This window comes from Streptosporangium brasiliense, from assembly GCF_030811595.1.
Taxonomy (GTDB): domain Bacteria; phylum Actinomycetota; class Actinomycetes; order Streptosporangiales; family Streptosporangiaceae; genus Streptosporangium; species Streptosporangium brasiliense.
Genome location: NZ_JAUSRB010000002.1, coordinates 3,520,664 through 3,539,327 on the forward strand (window position 1 = coordinate 3,520,664; position 18,664 = coordinate 3,539,327).

Here is an 18,664-nt window from a genome sequence, read left to right on the forward strand (position 1 = left end):
CGCACGTATGCGGGCGTCAGCCACCCACCGGACCACCCGGATCCGGTTGTCAGGAGAGAGGACCGCCCGCTAGCGGGCGGCGGGCGGGGACATGATGAGCGTCGTCACGGGACGACCATAACGGGACGGCGGCCGCGGCGACCAGTGGTTATCCGCCGGTACGGCGGGCCCGCACGACGGCGGGGGAGGGGCTTCCGGACGGTGGGGCGGGCCCGCGCGACGGAAGGCGGACGGGCTTCCGGGCGGCGCGGCGGGGCCGTTCCGATGTCCGCCGATGAACCTGACGTCACCTGTCAGGTATGGGCGCCACGATGGGGACCATGACGACGACCGCACAACTCATCGCCGTGACCATCGACTGCGCCGAGCCCAAGCGGCTCGCGGAGTTCTACGCGGCGGTCCTCGGCTACGAGGTCCAGTACGCCGAGGACTCCTACGCAGGCATCGGCGACGGCACGACGAGCATCTACTTCCAGCAGAACACCGACCGCAGGCCGGCCGCCTGGCCGGGCCCCGACAAGCAGTTCCACCTCGATGTCCGGGTCCCCGACCTGGACAAGGCGGTCCAGGACTATCTGGAGCTCGGGGCCACCAAGCCCGACTTCCAGCCCGGCGAGGGGGGCTGGGTCGTGCTCGCCGACCCCGAGGGGCATCTCTTCTGCGTCTGCCCGCCCCGGAACTAGCCGTCCGCCGCGTCGCGGGAGACGGACGACCGGAGCGGCCGGCACCGCTCCACGCGGCCTCGCCGTACGGCTAGGCCGCGGAACGGTCGGCGGGCGGGCGGCGGCGGGCGGCGGCGTCCAGCGCCGGCGAGCGCCAGGAGCCGTCCGGGTGGTAGGCGTTGGTCCCGGGGGGAACGATCTCGTCGATCCGGTCGAGGGTCGCGTCGTCGAGGGTGAGCGAGGCGCCCTTCAGCAGCGACTCCAACTGGTCCATCGTCCGCGGTCCTATGATCACCGAGGTGACGGCGGGATGCGCCACGGTGAAGGCCACGGCCAGCTCGGGCAGCGAGCAGCCGATGCCGTCCGCGACCTCGACGAGCCGTTCGACGATGTCCAGCTTGGCGACGTTCACGGGGAGCGAGGGATCGAAGCGCGCCGGCGTCAGCGCCGCCCGGCCGGTGGTGAGATCGACGGGCCGCCCCTTGCGGTACCTGCCGGTCAGGAAGCCCGAGGCCAGCGGGCTCCAGGTCAGCACCCCCATCCCCAACCGCCGGCAGACCGGCAGCACGGAGGTCTCGATCCCCCGGGCCAGCAGCGAATACGGCGGCTGCTCGGTCCTGAGGCGCATCAGGCCGCGGCGCTCGGCGACGTGATGCGCCTCGACGATCTCCTCGGCCGGGAACGTGGAGCAGCCGAAGGCGCGGATCTTGCCCTGGCGCACGAGATCGCTCAGCGTGGAGAGCGTCTCCTCGATGTCGGTCGTGTGGTCGGGGCGGTGGATCTGGTAGAGGTCGATCCAGTCGGTCCGCAGGCGCCTGAGGCTCTCCTCGACCTCCCTGACGATCCAGCGCCGGGAGTTGCCGCCGCGGTTCGGACCCTCGCCCATCGGGAAGTGCACCTTGGTGGCGAGCACGACGTCGTCGCGGCGGCCGCGCAGCGCCTTTCCCACGATCTCCTCCGACTCGCCCGCCGAGTACATGTCCGCGGTGTCGACGAAGTTGATCCCCCGGTCGAGGGCGGTGTGGATGACGCGGACGCATTCGTCGTGGTCGGGGTTGCCCGCGGCGCCGAACATCATGGCGCCCAGGCAGTGGACGCTCACTTCGATGCCGGTGCCGCCGAGGACGCGGTAGCGCATGGTCATGCTCCCTCAGCAGTCGTGGATGGGGGTGATCACGCGGCGTACTCTAAGTTCTAGAGTCGGCTCTAGGGCAACCTCTAGTCTGTGGGACATGCCTGAGGCCGCACCGGATCTGAGCATCGGACAGGTCGCCGAACGCACCGGCCTGAGCGTGCACACGCTGCGCTTCTACGAACACGAAGGCATCCTGGCCGGCCCCGTGCGACGGGGACCCGGCGGGCGGCGCCTTTACACCGAGAGCGACGTGGAGTGGCTGCGGCTGTGCGTCATCCTCCGCGCCTCCGGGATGCCCCTCCCCGCGATCCGCCAGTACACCGACCTCGTCCGGCAGGGCTCCGGCACCGAGGCGGAGCGGCTCGCGCTGCTGCGCCGGCACCGGGAGCACGTGATCGCCCAGATCGGTGAGCTGACCCGGTGCCTGGACCTGATCACCTTCAAGGTCGGGGTGTACGAGGACCACCTCGGGGCCGAGGGGTGCGGAGACCGCCTCGGACCCGGCCCCGCCGAGCATGTGTGCGGCGTGCCGTAGGCGATGAGGCCGCCGTCGCCGCGCCGGGCGGCCGGAGGGTGGTCCGAAGGAGACGCCTTCCACCCCTGAAAGGACCCTGGATCTGGCTTGGGCGGCCCGTTACCCACTCGCCGGGCGCTCTAAGCTTGCGGGATGACCCAAGTGCCGTTTCTTTACGTATGCCCGATCATCCCTGGTGGGTGGCGATGACTTGGGTCGGGATGACGATCGCCCTGGTCGGCGCGCTGGGCTACGCGCTGGGCGCGGCGCTCCAGCAGTTCGAGGCGGTCTCCGAGGGGGCCTCGCTCAAGCTGATGCGGCGGCCCCGGTGGTGGATAGGCGGTGTGATCGGGTTCGCCGGGGCGTCCCTGCACGCCGTCGCGCTCAGCTTCGCGCCGCTGGTCGCGGTGCAGCCGATCAGCGTGGCGACGCTGGTGTTCGCCGTGCCGCTGGCCGCGATGCTGCACGGCAGGCGGCCGCACCGGGCTGAGATCATCGGGTCGGTCGCGGTGGCCGTCGGCCTGCTCGGCCTGATGCTGCTCGTCCCCGCGCACGCCGTGACGCCGCACATGACGGACCGGGAGGCGTTCGGCTTCCTCGGCTGCGTCGGGCTGGTCGTGCTGCTGGCGCACCTGGCCGCGCGGAAGGCGGGGGGCTCGGCCAAGGCGCTGCTGCTGTCGGTCGGCGCCGGTGTGGTGACGGCCAGCGTGTCCACCTTCGTCCGGGTGGTGGGCGGTAACCTCAACGGCGACCTGAGCAACCTGCTGAGCTGGTTCACGGTCGCGATCCCCGTGCTGCTGATCTGCGCGGTGGTGCTGCTGCAGAAGTCCTACGCGGTGGGCTACTTCGGCATCGCCTACGCGACGGTGCAGGTGGTCGACCCCATCACCTCGATCACGGCCGGGGCGCTCCTGCTCGACGAGGCGATGCCGACCGGCCTGTCGAACGTGATCCCCGCGCTCTTCGCCGCCGCGCTGCTGGTCTGGGGGACCATCACGCTGGGCCGGCTGTCTCCGGACCACGGCACCCACGCCTCCACCCGGGAGACGGCCTCGCTCCCGTCCTAGGGGGCGGGCGGGGTCCAGCCGACGACCTCGTCCATCGCGCCGGTCATCCGGCCCGGGGTCAGCCGCCAGGCGAGCGCGATCGTCATGTCGCGCAGCCGTACGGCGAGCGGGTTGCGGATCCGGGTGGCGCGGCAGATCGACGCGGACCGGGCCACGATCTCGGAGGTCCGCTTCAACCGGGCGGCGGTGTAGCCGGCCAGCCCGGCGGCGCCCCGGTCCGCGAGGTGGGCCAGCACCACCGCGTCCTCGATCGCCTGGCAGGCGCCCTGCCCCAGGTTGGGCGTCATGGGGTGGGCGGCGTCGCCCAGCAGCGCGACCCTGCCCCTGTGCATGGCGGGCAGCGGGGTGGTGAGATGGTGCACGTCGTTCCTGAGCACGTTCTCCGGTGCGGCGGCGGCCAGCAGCGCCGGGATCGGGTCGTGCCACCCTCCGAACAGGCGCAGCAGCTCGGCCCGCTGGTCGCCGCCGCCTCCGCCGGCCGGGACCGCGTCGGTGGCGTAGCAGTAGACCAGCCCTCCGGCCAGCGGCATGACCCCGAAGACCTTGCCGTCGCCCCAGCTCTCCGAGGTCTGGCCCGGGACGCTCCCGTAGGGGATGAGCACCCGCCAGCTCGTGGTCCCGGCGTAGCGCGGGCCGGGGTGGCCGGGGAACAGCGCGACCCTGGTGGGGGAGTGGATGCCGTCGGCGGCCACCACCAGTTCGGCCTCCACCGGCTCGCTCTCCACCGGTCCGGTCTCCGCGCTTCCGGTCCTGACGGTCACCCGGCCGGTCTCCGGGTCCACCCCCTTCACGGTGCTGTTCAGCCGGACCGTGCCGGGGGCGAGGCGGGCCGAGAGCGCGCCCACCAGGTCGGCGCGGCGCAGCAGCACCACGGAGTCGCCGCCGTACCGGGCGGTGGTGGCCTCGTCGGTGGTCCTGATCAGCCATCGGCCGTCCGCGCGCCGTACGCCGCCCTCGCCCTGGACCGCCGACAGCTTGCGGATCTCGTCGCCGACGCCGATGGTGTCCAGTGCCTTGAGCGCGTTGGCGGCGACGGCCAGCCCGGAGCCGACCGGCTCCAGGGACGGCGCCCGCTCGAACACCGTCACCTCCCAGCCCCGCTGCTGCAGTGCCACCGCCGCCGTCAGGCCGCCGATCCCCGCCCCGATCACCACTGCACGCGCCATTACCTGCTCCCTCACTACGGATGTAGTGGACATTACTACGCCTGTAGTTCAACTACAAGTGTAGTATCGCGGGGTGAAGTCTCAGCGTGCCGAATCCGTCGCGGAGGCCGCCATCACCCTGCTCGCCGAGCGGGGCATGCGCGGCCTGACCCATCGGGCGGTGGACGAGGCGGCCGGGCTGCCGCCGGGGTCGACCTCCAATCTCGCCCGCACCCGCTCGGCGCTGCTGGAGCTGGCCCTTGAGCGGCTCACCGAGCTGGAGGTCGCCGCGTTCGGGGAGATCTTCGCCGCCGCGTCGGACGGCCTGGGCGCGCTGGACGCGCTCGCCGAGGTGGCGACCCGGGTGCTGTGGAGGCAGCTGACCGTCGACCGCCGCCGGACGGTCGCCCGCTACGAGCTGGCCCTGGAGGCCACCCGCCGTCCCGAGCTCCGCAAGGTCTACGACGAGGTGGGGAGCCGTTTCCGCGACCCCGTGGTGGTGATCCTCACCGCGGCGGGGTCGCCGGATCCGGTACGGCACAGCCGCCAGCTGGTCGCCTACTGCGAGGGCGTGATGTTCGACGCCATCATCGGAGCCGGGGCGGAGCCGACCCCGGACGACCTGCGCCTCGGGGTCCGGGAGCTGCTGAAGGGGATGCTGACGTGACCCCCGGTGCCGGCTGTCCGGCCGTCACCGCGCCAGCAGGCGGGCGCGGTGGGCGGGCCATTCGTCGTCGAGGATGCTGAAGTAGGTCGTGTCGCGCCAGGTGCCGTCCGAGCGGCGGCGCTGGCGGCGCAGGACACCCTCGTGCAGGCCGCCGATGCGCTGGATCGCCGCCTGGGAACGGGTGTTGAGGATGTCGGTCTTGAGCTGGACGCGGTTCACCCCGAGCTTGTCGAAGGCGTGGTCGATCAGCAGGATCTTGCACGCGGTGTTGACGGCCGAGCGCCACACGGCCCTGCCGTACCAGGTCCAGCCGATCTCGATGCTGTCGGCGTATCCCGGGGTGTCGATGTAGGTGGTCCAGCCGACCGCGCGGCCGGTCTCCTTGAGGATCACCGCGAACGGCACGTGCTCCGGGTCGTCGATCAGCTTCTCCGCGATGCCTTCCAGCTCCTCCTCGCTGCGCGGTGCGGGGGACGAGAGCCAGCGCCACACCTCCTCGTCGCCGCCGGAGGCCAGGAACAGGTCGGGGACGTGGGCCAGGGTCAGCGGTTCGAGCCGTACGACGTCGTCTTCGAGGGTGACGGGATCGGGCATGTGCGCGGTCATGGAGGTGACTGTAGGCCGGTCGGCGGAGCCGCCAGAAGGTCCACTGAGGGCGTGTCCCCGGCGACCACTTCGCAGGCCGGCGCGGTGGCCGGCCCCGGTGGCCGGGCGCCCCCGTCCGGCCGCGGCGGCGCCTGTCCACCGCCGGCCCTGCCGCCGGACGGCGCCTCCTCTCCCGTGCGGGGCATGAAGATCGAGCCGGCCCGCGACACCGCCTCGCGGGCGAGGTCTGCCAGGAGGCGTGTCGACATCCATACCGTCCGGTCGGTACGCTCCTGGGAGACCGTGAGGAGAGCCCATGGATTTCGCGTTCGACGCCACGACCGAGAAGCTGCGGAGACGGCTGCTCGACTTCATGGATGAGTGCGTCTACCCGGCCGAGGAGGCGTTCGAGGCCCAGGCCGCCGAGAGCGGGTGGGCCACCCCTCCGCTGATGGAGGATCTCAAGCAGGAGGCCCGCAGGCGGGGGCTGTGGAACCTGTTCCTGCCGGGTGAGCACGGCGCCGGGCTGACCAACCTGCAGTACGCCCCGCTGGCCGAGATCATGGGGCGCTCGCCCCGCCTCGCCCCCACCGCGACCAACTGCGCCGCCCCCGACACCGGCAACATGGAAGTGCTGTCCATGTTCGGCGACGACTGGCAGCGCAAGGAGTGGCTGGAGCCGCTGCTGCGAGGGGAGATCCGGTCGGCGTTCGCGATGACCGAGCCGGACACCGCGTCGTCGGACGCCACGAACATCGCGCTGTCGATCGTCCGGGACGGCTCCGAATACGTGATCAACGGCCGCAAGTGGTTCGCCTCCGGGGCGATGAACCCGGCCTGCAGGATCCTCATCGTGATGGGGAAGACCGACCCGGAGGCGTCCTCCCACCGGCAGCAGTCCATGGTCCTGGTGCCGCGTGACACGCCCGGGCTGGACATCAGGCGGGGCATGCACGTGTTCGGCTACTCCGACGCCGACCACGGCGGCCACGCCGAGATCGCCTTCGACGACGTCAGGGTGCCGGTGGACAACCTGATCGGCGAGGAGGGCGGCGGCTTCGCGATCGCCCAGGCGCGTCTCGGGCCGGGCCGGATCCACCACTGCATGCGGCTGATCGGCATGGCCGAGCGGGCCGTCGAGCTGATGTGCGCGCGGACCCTGTCGCGGACCGCGTTCGGCGGGCCGATCGCCCAGCAGGGGGTCGTCCAGGACTGGATCGCCGAGTCGAGGGTGAAGATCGAGCAGCTCCGCCTGCTCGTGCTGAAGACCGCCTGGCTGATGGACACCGTCGGCAACCGCGGCGCCCACACCGAGATCCAGGCCATCAAGATCGCCACTCCGCGGGAGGTGGAGTGGATCCTGGACAAGGCCATCCAGGCCCACGGCGCCGGAGGCGTCAGCCAGGACTTCCCGCTGGCCGCCCTCTGGGCGGGCGCACGGTCCCTGAGGCTCGCCGACGGACCCGACGAGGTGCACAAGCGCTCCCTCGCCTACCGCGAGCTCAAAAAGCACATGACTCCCCGCGGCTGAGGCCGGGGATCCCCATCCCACACCTGTGACGAAGGGAACGTTCGTGGCGTTGGACGACAAGACGATCAGGGAGCGCGCCGCGGCGTTCCTGGCCGCCGGGCACGACCCCGGGCGGCGGCTGGAGTTCCTGCGGGCCCGGTTCGACGCGGGACTGGCCTGGGTGCACTTCCCCGAAGGGCTCGGCGGGCTCGGCGCCCCGCGAGAGCTGCAGAACGTGGTCGAGCAGGAGCTGGCGCGGACTCCGCAGCTCGACACCGGCGTGCAGGCGATCGGGCTGGGCATGGCCGCTCCGACGATCCTGGCCTTCGGCACCGAGGAGCAGCGCAGGCGGTTCCTGCGCCCGCTGTGGACAGGCGAGGAGATCTGGTGCCAGCTCTTCAGCGAGCCCGGCGCCGGCTCGGATCTGGCGACGCTCGGCACCAGGGCGGTCCGCGACGGCGACGAGTGGGTCGTGGACGGGCAGAAGGTGTGGACCTCGGGCGCCCACCACGCCCGCTGGGCGATCCTGGTCGCCCGGACCGACGCGGACGTGCCCAAGCACCGGGGGCTCACCTACTTCGTGTGCGACATGCACGCCCCCGGTGTCGAGGTCAGGCCGCTGCGGCAGATCACCGGGGAGGCCGAGTTCAACGAGGTCTTCCTCACGGGTGTACGGCTCGGCGACGATCTGCGGCTCGGCGAGGTCGGCGACGGGTGGCGGGTCGCGCAGACCACGCTGATGAACGAACGCGTGGCGATCGGCGGCGCGCCGGTCCGGCGGGGCGGCGGCATGGTCGGCGTGGTCGCCGAGACCTGGCGGTCCCGGCCCGAGCTGCGCACCCACGACCTGCACCAGCGGCTGCTGCGGCTCTGGGTGGAGGCGGAGGTGACGCGGCTGGCCGGGGCGCGGCTGCGCGAGCAGCTGTCGGCCGGGCAGCCCGGACCGGAGGGCTCGGGCATGAAGCTCTCCTTCGCCTCGCTCAATCAGGCGCTGTCCGGGCTCGACGTGGAGATGCGCGGGGAGGAGGGGCTCGGCTACGACGACTGGACCTTCCGCCGCTCCGACAGCGTGGACTTCTTCGGCCGGGGCCCCGGATACCGCTACCTGCGCGCCAAGGGGAACTCGATCGAGGGCGGCACCTCCGAGATCCTGCGCAACATCGTCGCCGAGCGGGTGCTCGGCCTGCCGTCCGAGCCCCGCGTCGACAAGGACGTGCCGTGGAAGAACCTGCCCCGGTGAGAAGGTCCGGCGCGACCGCGCGGCGGATGAGGAGCGGTGAGCGACGGTGACGTGGAGCGAGCCGGACGTGGTGAGCACAGTGATCCGTGCGGGGCGGACGGCCCGCGTGGCGGACGAGTGGCGGATGAGGAGTGGTGAGCGACGATGACGCTGCTGTACACCGAGGTCGAGGAGGAGCTGCGGGCCTCCGTGCGGGGTCTGCTCGCCGACCGCAGCGGCCCAGACGCGGTGCTGAGGCGGGCCGAGTCCGCCGCGCCGTACGACATGGACCTGTGGAAGACGCTGTCGCGGGAGATCGGGGTGGCGGGGCTGCTCGTGCCGGAGGAGTACGGCGGGGCGGGGGCGTCGGCGCGGGAGGTCGCGGTGGTGCTGGAGGAGCTGGGGCGGGCGGTGGCGCCGGTGCCGTTCCTGACCAGCTCGGTGCTCGCGACGGCGGCGCTGCTGCGGGTCGGCGAGGAGGACCTGATCCAGGAGCTCGCCTCCGGTGAGACCACGGCGGCGCTCGCGGTGTCGCTGGCGGCCTCGCCGTACCGGCCGCTGCCGGAGACCGTGACCGTCACCGACCGGGGGACCCTGGACGGGGCGGTCCGGGCGGTGGCCGGCGCGGACGTGGCCGACGTGCTGCTCGTCCCGGTCGGAAGGGCGCTCTACCAGGTGGCGGCCGAGCACGTCCAGGTCGACGTGGCGCCGTCGCTGGACCTGACCCGGCCGATCGCCACCGTCACGTTCTCCGACACCCCGGGTGAGGCGATCGGCTCTCTCGACGTGCGGGAGGTGCTGTCCTTCGGGGCGGGGCTGCTCGCCTCCGAGCAGCTCGGGGTCGCCGAGTGGTGCCTGGAGGCGACGCTCGCCTACATCAAGGAGCGCCACCAGTTCGCCCGGCCGGTCGGGTCGTTCCAGGCGATCAAGCACCGGATGGCCGACCTCTGGCTGGACGTGGTGCGCGCCCGCGCGGCGGCGAGGAACGCCGCCGACCTGCTGGCGGCGGTCCCGTACGGCGCGGCGGCGGTCGAGGCGGTCGAGGCGGGCGAGCTGGCGGCGGCGGTGGCCAAGTCCTGGTGCTCGGAGGTGGCGGTGCGCGTCGCCGAGGAGAGTGTGCAGCTCCACGGCGGGATCGGGATGACCTGGGAGCACCCGGTGCACCTGTATCTCAAGCGCGCCAAGTCCACCGAGATCGCGTTCGGCGCCCCCGGCGCCCACCGGGACGCCCTGGCGGTCCTGGCGGACCTGCCCGCCCCCGTCTGACCCGCGGCTCCGTCTGACCTGCGTCCCCGTCCGGCCTGGGCTCGGCCTGGCCTTCGGCTCCGTCCGGCCTGCGTCCCCGCCTGGCCTGCGCTCCGTCTGACCCGCGGCTCCGTCCGGTCCGCGCCGGCGCGACGGCCCCCGGCACGGAGCCGGGGGCCGTCGCGGGGAGATCGGGGTACGGCCGGCTTCCCCGGCCGGCCGTACGCCCGCGGGCCGGTCAGTGGACCGGGTCCGCGTCCTCGCGTGCCTGCCTGGGCAGGAGGAAACCGGCCAGGAAGGTCAGCGCGACCATCCCGGCGACGACCCAGAAGGTGCTCTGCGCGGCGGCGGTCGGGTCGCCGTCCATCGCGCCGAAGAAGACGGTGCCGAGCAGGGCCACCCCGAGCGCCGCGCCGACCTGCTGGAGTGCGGTGAGCGTGCCGGAGGCGGAGCCGGTCTCGTGCGGCTCGACCCCGGCCAGCGCGATCTCGAAGTAGGGGCCCATGATCAGCCCGGACCCCAGGCCGGTGACGAGCAGGGCCGGGGCGAGCAGCCAGGGGCTGACCTCGGGGCCGAGGAGCAGCAGGAGGGCGACGACGCCGGCCGTCATGATCACGGCGCCCGCGTGCAGCACCCGGCGGCCGTGCCTCCTGACCGCCTGCATGGCGCCCATGCCGATGATCATGCCCACGGAGAGCGGGACGCCGGCCAGGCCGGCCTTCAGCGGGGTGTAGCCGAGGCCGAGCTGGGTGTAGAGGTTGAAGACGAGGCCGAACCCGCTGAAGGCGGAGAAGTAGATCGTTCCGGTGAACATGCCGCCGATGAACGCGCGCTTGCGGAACAGGCTCGGCGCGATCAGCGGGTCGCCGCCCCTGTGGTTGCGGCGCGACTCGTACCAGCCGAAGAGCGCGAACACCGCCATGGAGCCGGCCATCATCACGAACGTCCACGCCGGCCAGCCGTGCTCGCGGCCCTGGACCAGCGGGAAGACGATCAGCAGCGAGCCGAGGGAGGCCAGGAGCGCGCCGGGGAGGTCGAGCCGGAGGGTCCGGGCCGGGCGGCCGGTGGGCAGGAGCTTCATCGCGGCCAGCACCGTGACCAGGCCGATCGGCAGGTTGATCAGGAAGATCATGCGCCAGCCGGTGCCGAACAGGTCGGCGTCGACCAGCCAGCCCGCCAGGATCGGCCCGCCGATCGCGGACAGTCCCATGATCGGGCCGAACGCGCCGAAGGCCACCTGGAGCTCCTTGGGCGGGAACATCTCCTTCATCATGCCGAGCCCCTGCGGGACCATGGCGGCGCCGAACAGGCCCTGGACCACGCGGGCGGCGATCACGGTCTCCGGCGAGACGGAGATCGCGCAGAGCAGCGAGCCGATCACGAAGCCGGCCGCGCCGATGAGGAACATCCGCTTGCGGCCGACGATGTCGCCCAGGCGCCCGCCGGTGAGCAGGCCGGCGGTCATGGCCAGCGTGTAGGCCACCCCGAGCCACTGGATCATCGAGGTCCCGCCGCCGAGGTCGGCCTGCATCGTCGGGCCGGCGATGTTGGTGACGGTGGCGTCGAGGAGCTCCATCACGGAGCCGGCGAGGATCACGAAGAGCGCCGGCCAGCGCCACCTGTACGGCGCGGGCCCGGTGGCCTCCGCTGCCTCAACCGGGCGGATGTCGAGGGTGGTCATTGCTCCTCCAGAGCCTGTCGTTCGGGGGATGCGTGAACGCTGCGGGGGGTCGCGGGAAGGGGTTCCGCGATCGCGCGGGCCATTGAATGGAACTGTTCGTTCCGTTCCACAATAACAGAACGGAATGCTTCATTCCAGATTTCCCTGAGAGATGTCCGGACCTACCGGTCGGACGTCCCGCTCCGGATCCCCGCCGCGGTCACATGGACCACACTAGGGTTTTTGTAGGACATCTCCTGGCCTAGATGGCCAGCTCGCGGAGGATTTGTGGGACGGGTGTTCGAGGACTTCGAGGGCTTCGAGGACTTCGGGGACTCCTGGGGACTCCGAGGATTCCGAGGGTGAGGACGCCTGACGGTCCCGGCCGGGATGCGCCCGCGGGCACTCAGGGCCTCCCGCTTGCGGGTCGGGACGCTCGGGACCTCACACCTGCCGATCAACCGGGACAGTTGCCGGCCAGCCGGTCAGCCCATCAACCGGTCAGCCCATCAACCGGTCAGCCCATCAACCGGTCAGCCCATCAACCGGTCAGCCTGTCAGCGGTCAGTCGGTCAGTCGGTCAGTCGGGCAGTTCGGGAAGGGTCAGCCCCAACGCGGCCGCCAGGTCCACTGTTCTGCGGGGTGTCGAGCACTGCCTGGCCAGGCTGGTCTGGTCGAGCCGACCGTTACGGGCTTGGAACAGGCACTGCGCGGCGGGATGCCGTCGCAGCTCGTCCGTGGTGAGCTCGTCGGCGACGCGGTGCGCCGCGGCTACCAGGGCGGGGAACGACGACCGCAGATCCGCGGCCCACTTCTCGACCGTCTCCAGCCAGCCGCGTGTGGCGACGTCGGGCGCCGAGGAGAACCGCGCGATCGTCGCGGTCAGCTCCGACCAGGTGAATCCGTGCCAGGGCTTGGACTTCAGGACGGGCAGCTGCCACCGGCGCTTGACGATCGACCAGTGATCCGCGCGCGCCTCCACCGAGTGGACCGTGAATCCCGGAACGCACAGCGCGGTCAGGTTCCAGCCATGGCAGGCGCCGGTGTCCAGGCCGAAGACCCTGCCGTCGCGGATCATCGGCTCCCGCCCGGTCACATGGTGGCCGACGACGACCGGCTTGGCGTCGGTGTAGTGGTCGTGCCAGTGGCTGTCCGGGAACAGCGCGGCGAGCTCCCGTTCGCCGCTGGTCGAGCCGCAGAGGATTTCCTCTCTCTGCTCGGCCGGCGGAACTCCGGGCAGCATCGCGGCGTGGACGACGCGGACATGCTCGTTCTCGAAGAAGTACGGCAGCGTCCGCATCCAGCGGACCGTTTCGGCGTAGCGCTCGCCCAGCTGTAAGCGCGTGATCTCTTGCGCGTAGGAGAAGATCCCGCGCACGTGCTTGCGCTCGTGGTTGCCCATGACCACGACCGAGTTCGGGCGCTCGCGGAAGAACCTGACCACCTCGCCGGGCGCTGGACCGCGGTCGACCAGGTCGCCGACGCTGACCAGCAGGTCGTCCGGACGGAGATTCACTTCTTGGAGCAGTTCGAGCAGTTCGTCGAAGCAGCCGTGGATGTCGCCGATGATGACGGTACGCCGCACCCCGGTGAGCCTAGGCAGCCATCGGTCCGGCGGGCAAAGGATTATCCGGGGCGGCCTCCCCCCGGCCGGTGCGATCGCCGGCCGTCATCGACGTCGCCTGACATGAATGTCCGGGCTCCCGCCCACCGCCGCGGCACCGCGGCGGGCGGGTCACTTCGGGCGCAGCGAGGTGAGCAGCAGGTCGGCGAAGTGCTCTCCGATCTCGGCGCCGGACAGCGCCCCCTCCGGGCTGTACCAGGTGCCCAGGTGGTGGACCGAGCCGAAGAAGAAGTCGACGACCATCTCGGCCGGGGTGTCGCTCCTGGCTCCGCCGACAAGCGAGCCCGATCAGGCGCCAGCATACCTACCCATCGAGAGGGACTCATGCAAGGACGTTGGAGGAGAACGTCGGTCGTCGTAGTCGCGAGTGCGATCGCCGGGGGCGCTATCACCGGGCCGGTGTCCGCCGCCACGTCGGCGTCCGTCACGGCCGCGTCAGCGAGCTGCGGCAAGTCCGTGGCCTTCCCGAGCGGGGACACATGGAGCTTTTATCCGGTCCGCGAGATCACGTTCAAGGGCCGCACGCTGTGGCTGCGTAACGTGAGGCTTACCGACTACTCCTATGCCTACATCAAGAGCGGCTACCGCGCCGGTGACCTCGTCACGGTGCACCGCTCGAAAAACGGCGGAAAGACCTGGAAGAACTGCGGTCCGTTCGCACGGGACCACTCCAATCAACAGCCCAACTACCACGTGTGGATGCGCGCCTGCATCGGTGTGAGAGTCAGTGGCGCGCTCAGGAGTAAGTGCACGGGTTGGTATTACGACAAGGGCTGACACGTTCTCAAACAGCTATCTGGGGAGACTCGGCTTCTCCGTCCGCCCATACTCCCCTACGGCGACGTGGCCAGGATCGACGATCCTGGCCACGGGCTGAGACGGCTTCCGAGTTTGCCTGCTCTATCCGCGTACACGAAATTATTCACGGATTGATGTGGTAATAGCGACTCAATTAGCTTATGTATCGAATTTAGTGGAGGTCTTTACGAATAGGGCGAGTTTAAATTAGCCTTGCCGCTGGAGCCGTCACCTTCCACGGACCGAGCTGGAGTCCAGCGCCCTCATGACCCATCCGTCACCCACACCCACACCCTCGCCCACCTCCCAGCCGCCCCCCGCCGTCCGACCGGCTGCTCAGCGCCCCGGTGACCCCCAAGCGCCATCCTCCGCCGAGCCTTCCCCCAGCTCCATGCCCTCCCCGACCTCCACCCCGGCCCAAGGGGTGGACGGCGAGTATTCGGGGATCGACCCCGCTCTGATGGACGACTTCGAGCGGGGACTCGGCCGGGCACAGGACGCGCTCGGCCGGAACGAGCCGCAGATCCGCCGAGCCCTGCAGCAGTTCGATCTGGACACCTCGGGGCTGAGCGTCCTGCGCGAGATGCAGAGCTGGATCGGGACCAGCCGCCCCGACCTGCGGCGCCGTAGCGACGCGATCCGCGCCGAGCGCACGGAGTGGGGGGCCTCCTCCACCGTTCCCGGCGGGCTGGCCGCCTTCGACGAGGCGCTGTACGGCAAGGCCGCCCACGACCCCGACGTTTACGCCGCGGTCGCCCGGCTGGCCGGGACCGCCGAGAGCGGCGAGGTCGACGGGAAGACCCTGGCGGAGTTGGAGAAGCGGACGGGGAACGTGACGTTCGCCACCGCGCTGATGAACACGATGGGCGCGGCGACGTTCCGCGCGTTGATGACGGCGGCCGTGGGGCGCAAGGGCGACAAGAAGGCGGAGCGGCTGCAGGCCGCCCTCGGCAAGACGCTGGGTACGGCGAGCTCGCGGCTGAGCGCCGCCTGGCGCGACAAGCTCACTTCCGACCTCACCTCCGGGTGGGAGGAGCGGGAGTACCGCGCGATCGCGGTGGCACTGAAAAACGGCACTTTCAACACCGCCTTTCTGCTGGCGGTCGCCAAAAAGATCGACGCCTGGGATCGCACGCCGTATCCCCCCGGTACGAACTCGCTTGTCATGGTGCCTCTTATGGAGGCGCTCGCCCGTGATCCTGCGGCTGCTCAGGACTTCTTCGCGGGTGACCCAACCGCATTGAAGCACTTCCTGACCGAGTGGAACATGAGCGACGGAGGTGAGGCCTTGGGCAAGGCGCTGGAGGCCGCGATGCTCACCTTCCGCGATCACGACGGTTCACCGGAGAAGCCTTCGCGTGGTTACCTGTCGGCCAAGCTGGCCTCGGAGTTCATGCATCTGGAAGCGGAGCGGATCAAGGCAGGTGATTCCATCGAACCGTTCCTGAAGCCCGTCACCGTCGGCCACATCCTCGCTGGTTACATCAGAGACATCAACTACGTCACGCATAGAGGTCGCGGTCCCGTTACGCCCGGAGTCCGGGATGCTGACAATCCCGGTGCGTCCGGGCAGGACCCCTGGGGGGCGCAGTTCAACAAGGAGGAGCTGCACCGCGTGATGAAGGAGGCGTTCGCGGATTCCAAGGCATTCGCCCCCGTTCTGGCCGCTCAGACGGCGTTCACCGGCTGGCTTCTCGACCGGGGCGCTGCGGAGATGGCCGCCGGGCGAGGCGATGGAACACTCAGGGCCAGTGTGAAACAAATTGGAGGGGCGTTCGGCATGATCACCGACGCGGCGGGGTTGGCCAAGATCGAGGAGGGCAGGGAGCTGGATGAGGCACAGGAGCGGAATATGAAGCTCCTCACGGCCGCGGTCAACACCGGACTCGCCATCCCGCAGACGGGGGCTTGGCCGATCGTGGCGGGTGTCACGGGGGCGTGGAGCAGCCAGATCGAGGACCTGGCCAAGGGGGACGCGGAGACCAAAGCCCGTAGTGAAGCCAACGCCGCCGTCGACCAGACCCGTGCCCTCGTGCACGACCTCACCGCTCGGGCCATGCTTAAGCATGGAGTGTTTGGCCCGGCCGAGCCCGCCGCTGCGACCCACCCCTGGGCCTCGCTGGAAGACCTCAAAAAGGGAGACGATCCCCGCGACAATCCCAACAACTTCCTCAAGGAGGACGGTCGGACGCTTATGACCATGGACGAGATGATCGACAAAACGGCCACCAACAGCACCGACAAGTATCGGCGAGTCGAGGCATATGAGCGGTGGCTCTACCAGGGACCGTCGGGACGGCCCTGGCAGGACGTTGAAGACCGCCTGGATCAAGGCTTCTCCAACGGTTTCGCCCAGTACGGATCATGATGAGAAGACCGTTCGCCGCGGTGGTGGCGCTGGCCTGCACCCTGGCCGTGTCGACGGCCTGCCGAAATGAGGAGGTGAAGGTCGACCGCAGCCCTTTGCCGACGATGGCCACCCCTCCGTATCTCTGCGACCACATCCCGCTGAAGGCGGTGGAGTTGATGACAGGAGTGCGTGACCCGCTGGTCCGCGGTCACTTCGACCTCACGTATCCCGGAGATCTCGACGATGGAAGCTGCGTGATCTACCAGCGGGACGGCGAGCGGCGGAAGGTGCTGCTGATCGATCTCACTCCCGACGGATCCCCGGAGGAGATCAAAGAGCAACTTGAAGACGGCGCCTTGCCGTTGCCGGAAATCATCCCGGGAGCCATCGGTTCTTACTTCAAGGCCTCGGACAGTACGAGCAACGACGCATATGCGCTGCTTGTGCGGGGCAAAGCGGCGCTCTCCATCCAACTGGAGATAGGTGTCGCGGGGCGCGACAACGCCGCCGATGTGCTGGCGCTGATGAAACTGATCGCGCCGAAGCTGCTCACCGATGCCAGCGCTCCGTCTGCGACGACCATGTCTCCCTCTCCGTCCCCGACGAAGGAGTGATCAGGCCGTGGCCGAGATGGTGCCCAACCCGCTCTATGAGGCGTTGGGGGATGCTCTGCGGAGGGTCGAGCCGCTGGTCCAGGAGATCGAGAAGGACGTCGAAGCGCCGTACCGGCAGTTTCACTCGGGCAAGGTGTGGACGGGGCCGGCCGCCAAGCGGTTCGACGAACAGCTTGCCCACTATCGCACGCGTGCCCGCGGCTCGGGGGAGAAGATCCTGTCCGACCTGCGTCAGGCGCTGGCCCGCACGCCGCGCCAGGTGAGTGAGCAGGAGGCCAGGATGATCAGAAGCAGGTACGGCCTGTCCTGACGGTGTCGAGTCACTTCGGGCGCAGCGAGGTGAGCAGCAGGTCGGCGAAGTGCTCTCCGATCTCGGCGCCGGACAGCGCCCCCTCCGGGCTGTACCAGGTGCCCAGGTGGTGGACCGAGCCGAAGAAGAAGTCGACGACCATCTCGGCCGGGGTGTCGCTCCTGAAGGTGCCCTCGCGCTGGCCCTCGGTCACCAGGTCGCGGAAGCGCTCGTGGTAGCGGCGGCGCTCGGCGCGGACGCTCTTGCGGGTGTCGGGGGCGAGCAGGTGCATGGAGCGGAAGAAGATCTTGGAGTCGTCCAGGTTCTCCACCGTGGTCCGCACGACGTCGGCGGCGGCGGCGTGCAGGCGCTCGGCCACCGGGCCCGGCCCGTCGGCGAAGCGGGTGAGCCGCTCCATCTGCATGCGCAGCACGCGCCCGTAGATCTCGTGGAGCAGGTCATCCTTCGAGTCGAAATAGTGATACATGGCGCCCTTGGTGACGCCGGCCGCTGTGACGATCTCCTGCACCGAGGTGCTCTCAAAGCCCCGCTCGGCGAACAGGCGGGTGGCCTCGCCGAGCAGGCGCTGCCGTACCGGCTCCTGGTCCTGGTCCTGACTCATCTGCCCCCCAATGTGTGGTGCGGTAAGCATACCGACTGGTCGGTTAAGGCATTGGCGGGTATCTGGGTTGTGTTATTTCCGTCACCTTCGGGTGCCTGGAGTCCCCACTTGGGTATTTCATTTACCCAAGGGATCTTCAGCGTCGCAGATCCGCTTACGTCCCACCAACCGACCCTGGGGGTTCGCTGTGCCCGGCGGATCAATCTACGTGACGCCAGACGACCAGGTTCACGGCCTGTCACCCCAGGTCATGTACGAACAGTTCTGGCTCAAGGAAGCCGACCAGCGCCGGAAGATGCGCATGGTCAAGGCGGCGGCGGGCCTGGTCGTGGGCATCCTGCTCGCCTACCGCTTCGACCTGCCCGCGCCCCCGGCGGTCGGGCTCGCGGCCGGCCTGCTGGTCGCCGGGGCGGACATGTTCTGGGCGTGGTATTCCTACGAGGCCACCGCCGTCTGGCGGGGCCGGCGCCGGGGCGAGGTCATCACCGGCAAGCTGCTGCGCCGCAAGCTCCGCAGGCTCGGCTACCAGGTCCTCGACGGCCGCGCCGTGCCCGGACAGGCCTCGATCGACCACCTCGTCATCGGCCCCGGCGGCATCTGGGTGGTCGACAACGAGGCGTGGGACCCCGAGACCGAGATCGCCCGCTACGGCGACCGGCTCTTCCTCGGCGAGAAGTACGGCACGAAGGTGGCCAAGGCGCTCGTCGACGCCTCCGATTCGCTGGCCCAGGTGCTCTCCCGGGAGTCGGGCATCCCCGTCACGATCGAGCCGCTGCTCGCGGTGCACGGCGGGCGGCTCCGGCGGACGGTCACCGCCGAGGGGCTCACCCTGCTCAAGCCGCGCCTGGTGGCCCGGTGGATCGTGCGCGGGCCACGCGCGGAGTTCGACGAGAGCCAGGTGGAGCTGCTCGCCCGCACCGCCGCCCGGGTGCTGCGCCGGATGAGCTGAACCCGGGCC

General features: G+C 70.3%; 18 protein-coding genes and 1 pseudogene. 12 read left to right on the plus strand and 7 right to left on the minus strand.

Annotated elements, in window-relative coordinates; translation table 11 throughout:
* Positions 1-320 precede the first annotated feature (320 nt).
* Positions 321-683 carry a VOC family protein gene (locus J2S55_RS24885; protein ID WP_306865507.1) on the plus strand — a complete coding sequence of 121 codons (363 nt, stop codon included), beginning with the start codon at positions 321-323 and terminating at the stop codon, positions 681-683.
* 70 nt (positions 684-753) lie between these two features.
* On the opposite strand, the gene J2S55_RS24890 is transcribed toward J2S55_RS24885, so the two are convergent.
* Positions 754-1,800: an aldo/keto reductase gene (locus J2S55_RS24890; RefSeq protein WP_306865510.1), complete on the minus strand. Its 1,047-nt coding sequence runs from the start codon at positions 1,798-1,800 to the stop codon at positions 754-756.
* A gap of 94 nt (positions 1,801-1,894) precedes the next feature.
* Here J2S55_RS24890 and J2S55_RS24895 point away from each other — a divergent pair, with 94 nt between their 5' ends.
* Both J2S55_RS24895 and J2S55_RS24900 read left to right on the plus strand, forming a co-directional pair.
* Entirely contained in the window at positions 1,895-2,332 is a 438-nt protein-coding gene (locus tag J2S55_RS24895) for a MerR family transcriptional regulator (protein WP_306865512.1), read from the plus strand.
* 185 nt (positions 2,333-2,517) lie between these two features.
* A complete protein-coding gene (locus J2S55_RS24900; RefSeq protein ID WP_306865514.1) occupies positions 2,518-3,378 on the plus strand; it encodes a DMT family transporter in 861 nt (286 codons plus the stop codon).
* Here the strand turns inward: J2S55_RS24900 and J2S55_RS24905 are convergent.
* Complete coding sequence (locus tag J2S55_RS24905) at positions 3,375-4,544, minus strand: FAD-dependent oxidoreductase (RefSeq protein ID WP_306865516.1); 1,170 nt, start codon at positions 4,542-4,544, stop codon at positions 3,375-3,377. The two genes, J2S55_RS24900 and J2S55_RS24905, sit on opposite strands and share 4 nt — an antisense overlap.
* Positions 4,545-4,617: 73 nt before the next feature.
* On the opposite strand from J2S55_RS24905, the gene J2S55_RS24910 reads away from it, so the two are divergent.
* Positions 4,618-5,190, plus strand: a complete 573-nt coding sequence (locus J2S55_RS24910; protein WP_306865518.1) for a TetR/AcrR family transcriptional regulator — start codon at positions 4,618-4,620, stop codon at positions 5,188-5,190.
* Between the two features lie 24 nt (positions 5,191-5,214).
* Here J2S55_RS24910 and J2S55_RS24915 read toward each other — a convergent pair whose 3' ends face one another.
* On the minus strand, positions 5,215-5,796 hold the full coding sequence (locus J2S55_RS24915; RefSeq protein WP_306865520.1) for a GNAT family N-acetyltransferase: 582 nt from the start codon (positions 5,794-5,796) through the stop codon (positions 5,215-5,217).
* Between the two features lie 295 nt (positions 5,797-6,091).
* Here J2S55_RS24915 and J2S55_RS24920 point away from each other — a divergent pair, with 295 nt between their 5' ends.
* The 3 genes from J2S55_RS24920 (at position 6,092) to J2S55_RS24930 (ending at position 9,770) form a co-directional block, all read left to right on the plus strand.
* The gene (locus tag J2S55_RS24920; protein WP_306865522.1) at positions 6,092-7,306 is read left to right on the plus strand and encodes an acyl-CoA dehydrogenase family protein; all 1,215 of its coding nucleotides are present in this window, start codon (positions 6,092-6,094) and stop codon (positions 7,304-7,306) included.
* A gap of 25 nt (positions 7,307-7,331) precedes the next feature.
* Positions 7,332-8,525 carry an acyl-CoA dehydrogenase family protein gene (locus J2S55_RS24925; RefSeq protein ID WP_370879697.1) on the plus strand — a complete coding sequence of 398 codons (1,194 nt, stop codon included), beginning with the start codon at positions 7,332-7,334 and terminating at the stop codon, positions 8,523-8,525.
* Positions 8,526-8,669: 144 nt separating this feature from the next.
* Positions 8,670-9,770 carry an acyl-CoA dehydrogenase family protein gene (locus J2S55_RS24930; RefSeq protein WP_306865524.1) on the plus strand — a complete coding sequence of 367 codons (1,101 nt, stop codon included), beginning with the start codon at positions 8,670-8,672 and terminating at the stop codon, positions 9,768-9,770.
* 217 nt (positions 9,771-9,987) lie between these two features.
* On the opposite strand, the gene J2S55_RS24935 is transcribed toward J2S55_RS24930, so the two are convergent.
* The 3 genes and pseudogenes from J2S55_RS24935 to J2S55_RS24945 all read right to left on the minus strand — a co-directional run.
* Positions 9,988-11,430, minus strand: coding sequence for an MFS transporter (locus J2S55_RS24935; RefSeq protein WP_306865526.1), 1,443 nt, complete (start codon positions 11,428-11,430; stop codon positions 9,988-9,990).
* A gap of 559 nt (positions 11,431-11,989) precedes the next feature.
* Positions 11,990-12,994 (minus strand): metallophosphoesterase family protein, encoded by a 1,005-nt coding sequence (locus J2S55_RS24940; protein WP_306865528.1) that lies wholly within the window; start codon positions 12,992-12,994, stop codon positions 11,990-11,992.
* Between the two features lie 150 nt (positions 12,995-13,144).
* A pseudogene (locus tag J2S55_RS24945) lies at positions 13,145-13,300 on the minus strand (TetR-type transcription factor C-terminal domain-containing protein); the annotation flags it as partial.
* A gap of 132 nt (positions 13,301-13,432) precedes the next feature.
* Between J2S55_RS24945 and J2S55_RS24950 the strand changes: the two are divergent.
* The 4 genes from J2S55_RS24950 to J2S55_RS24965 all read left to right on the plus strand — a co-directional run bounded on the left by J2S55_RS24950 (position 13,433) and on the right by J2S55_RS24965 (position 17,105).
* On the plus strand, positions 13,433-13,810 hold the full coding sequence (locus J2S55_RS24950) for an SAM domain-containing protein (RefSeq protein ID WP_306865530.1): 378 nt from the start codon (positions 13,433-13,435) through the stop codon (positions 13,808-13,810).
* A 481-nt stretch (positions 13,811-14,291) separates the two neighbouring features.
* Positions 14,292-16,199: a hypothetical protein gene (locus J2S55_RS24955; protein ID WP_306865532.1), complete on the plus strand. Its 1,908-nt coding sequence runs from the start codon at positions 14,292-14,294 to the stop codon at positions 16,197-16,199.
* A 20-nt stretch (positions 16,200-16,219) separates the two neighbouring features.
* Entirely contained in the window at positions 16,220-16,795 is a 576-nt protein-coding gene (locus J2S55_RS24960) for a hypothetical protein (protein WP_306865534.1), read from the plus strand.
* Positions 16,796-16,802: 7 nt separating this feature from the next.
* The gene (locus tag J2S55_RS24965) at positions 16,803-17,105 is read left to right on the plus strand and encodes a hypothetical protein (RefSeq protein WP_306865535.1); all 303 of its coding nucleotides are present in this window, start codon (positions 16,803-16,805) and stop codon (positions 17,103-17,105) included.
* A 10-nt stretch (positions 17,106-17,115) separates the two neighbouring features.
* On the opposite strand, the gene J2S55_RS24970 is transcribed toward J2S55_RS24965, so the two are convergent.
* A complete protein-coding gene (locus J2S55_RS24970) occupies positions 17,116-17,706 on the minus strand; it encodes a TetR/AcrR family transcriptional regulator (RefSeq protein ID WP_306865538.1) in 591 nt (196 codons plus the stop codon).
* Between the two features lie 208 nt (positions 17,707-17,914).
* On the opposite strand from J2S55_RS24970, the gene J2S55_RS24975 reads away from it, so the two are divergent.
* Complete coding sequence (locus J2S55_RS24975; protein ID WP_306865540.1) at positions 17,915-18,655, plus strand: nuclease-related domain-containing protein; 741 nt, start codon at positions 17,915-17,917, stop codon at positions 18,653-18,655.
* The last annotated feature ends 9 nt before the right edge of the window (positions 18,656-18,664 follow it).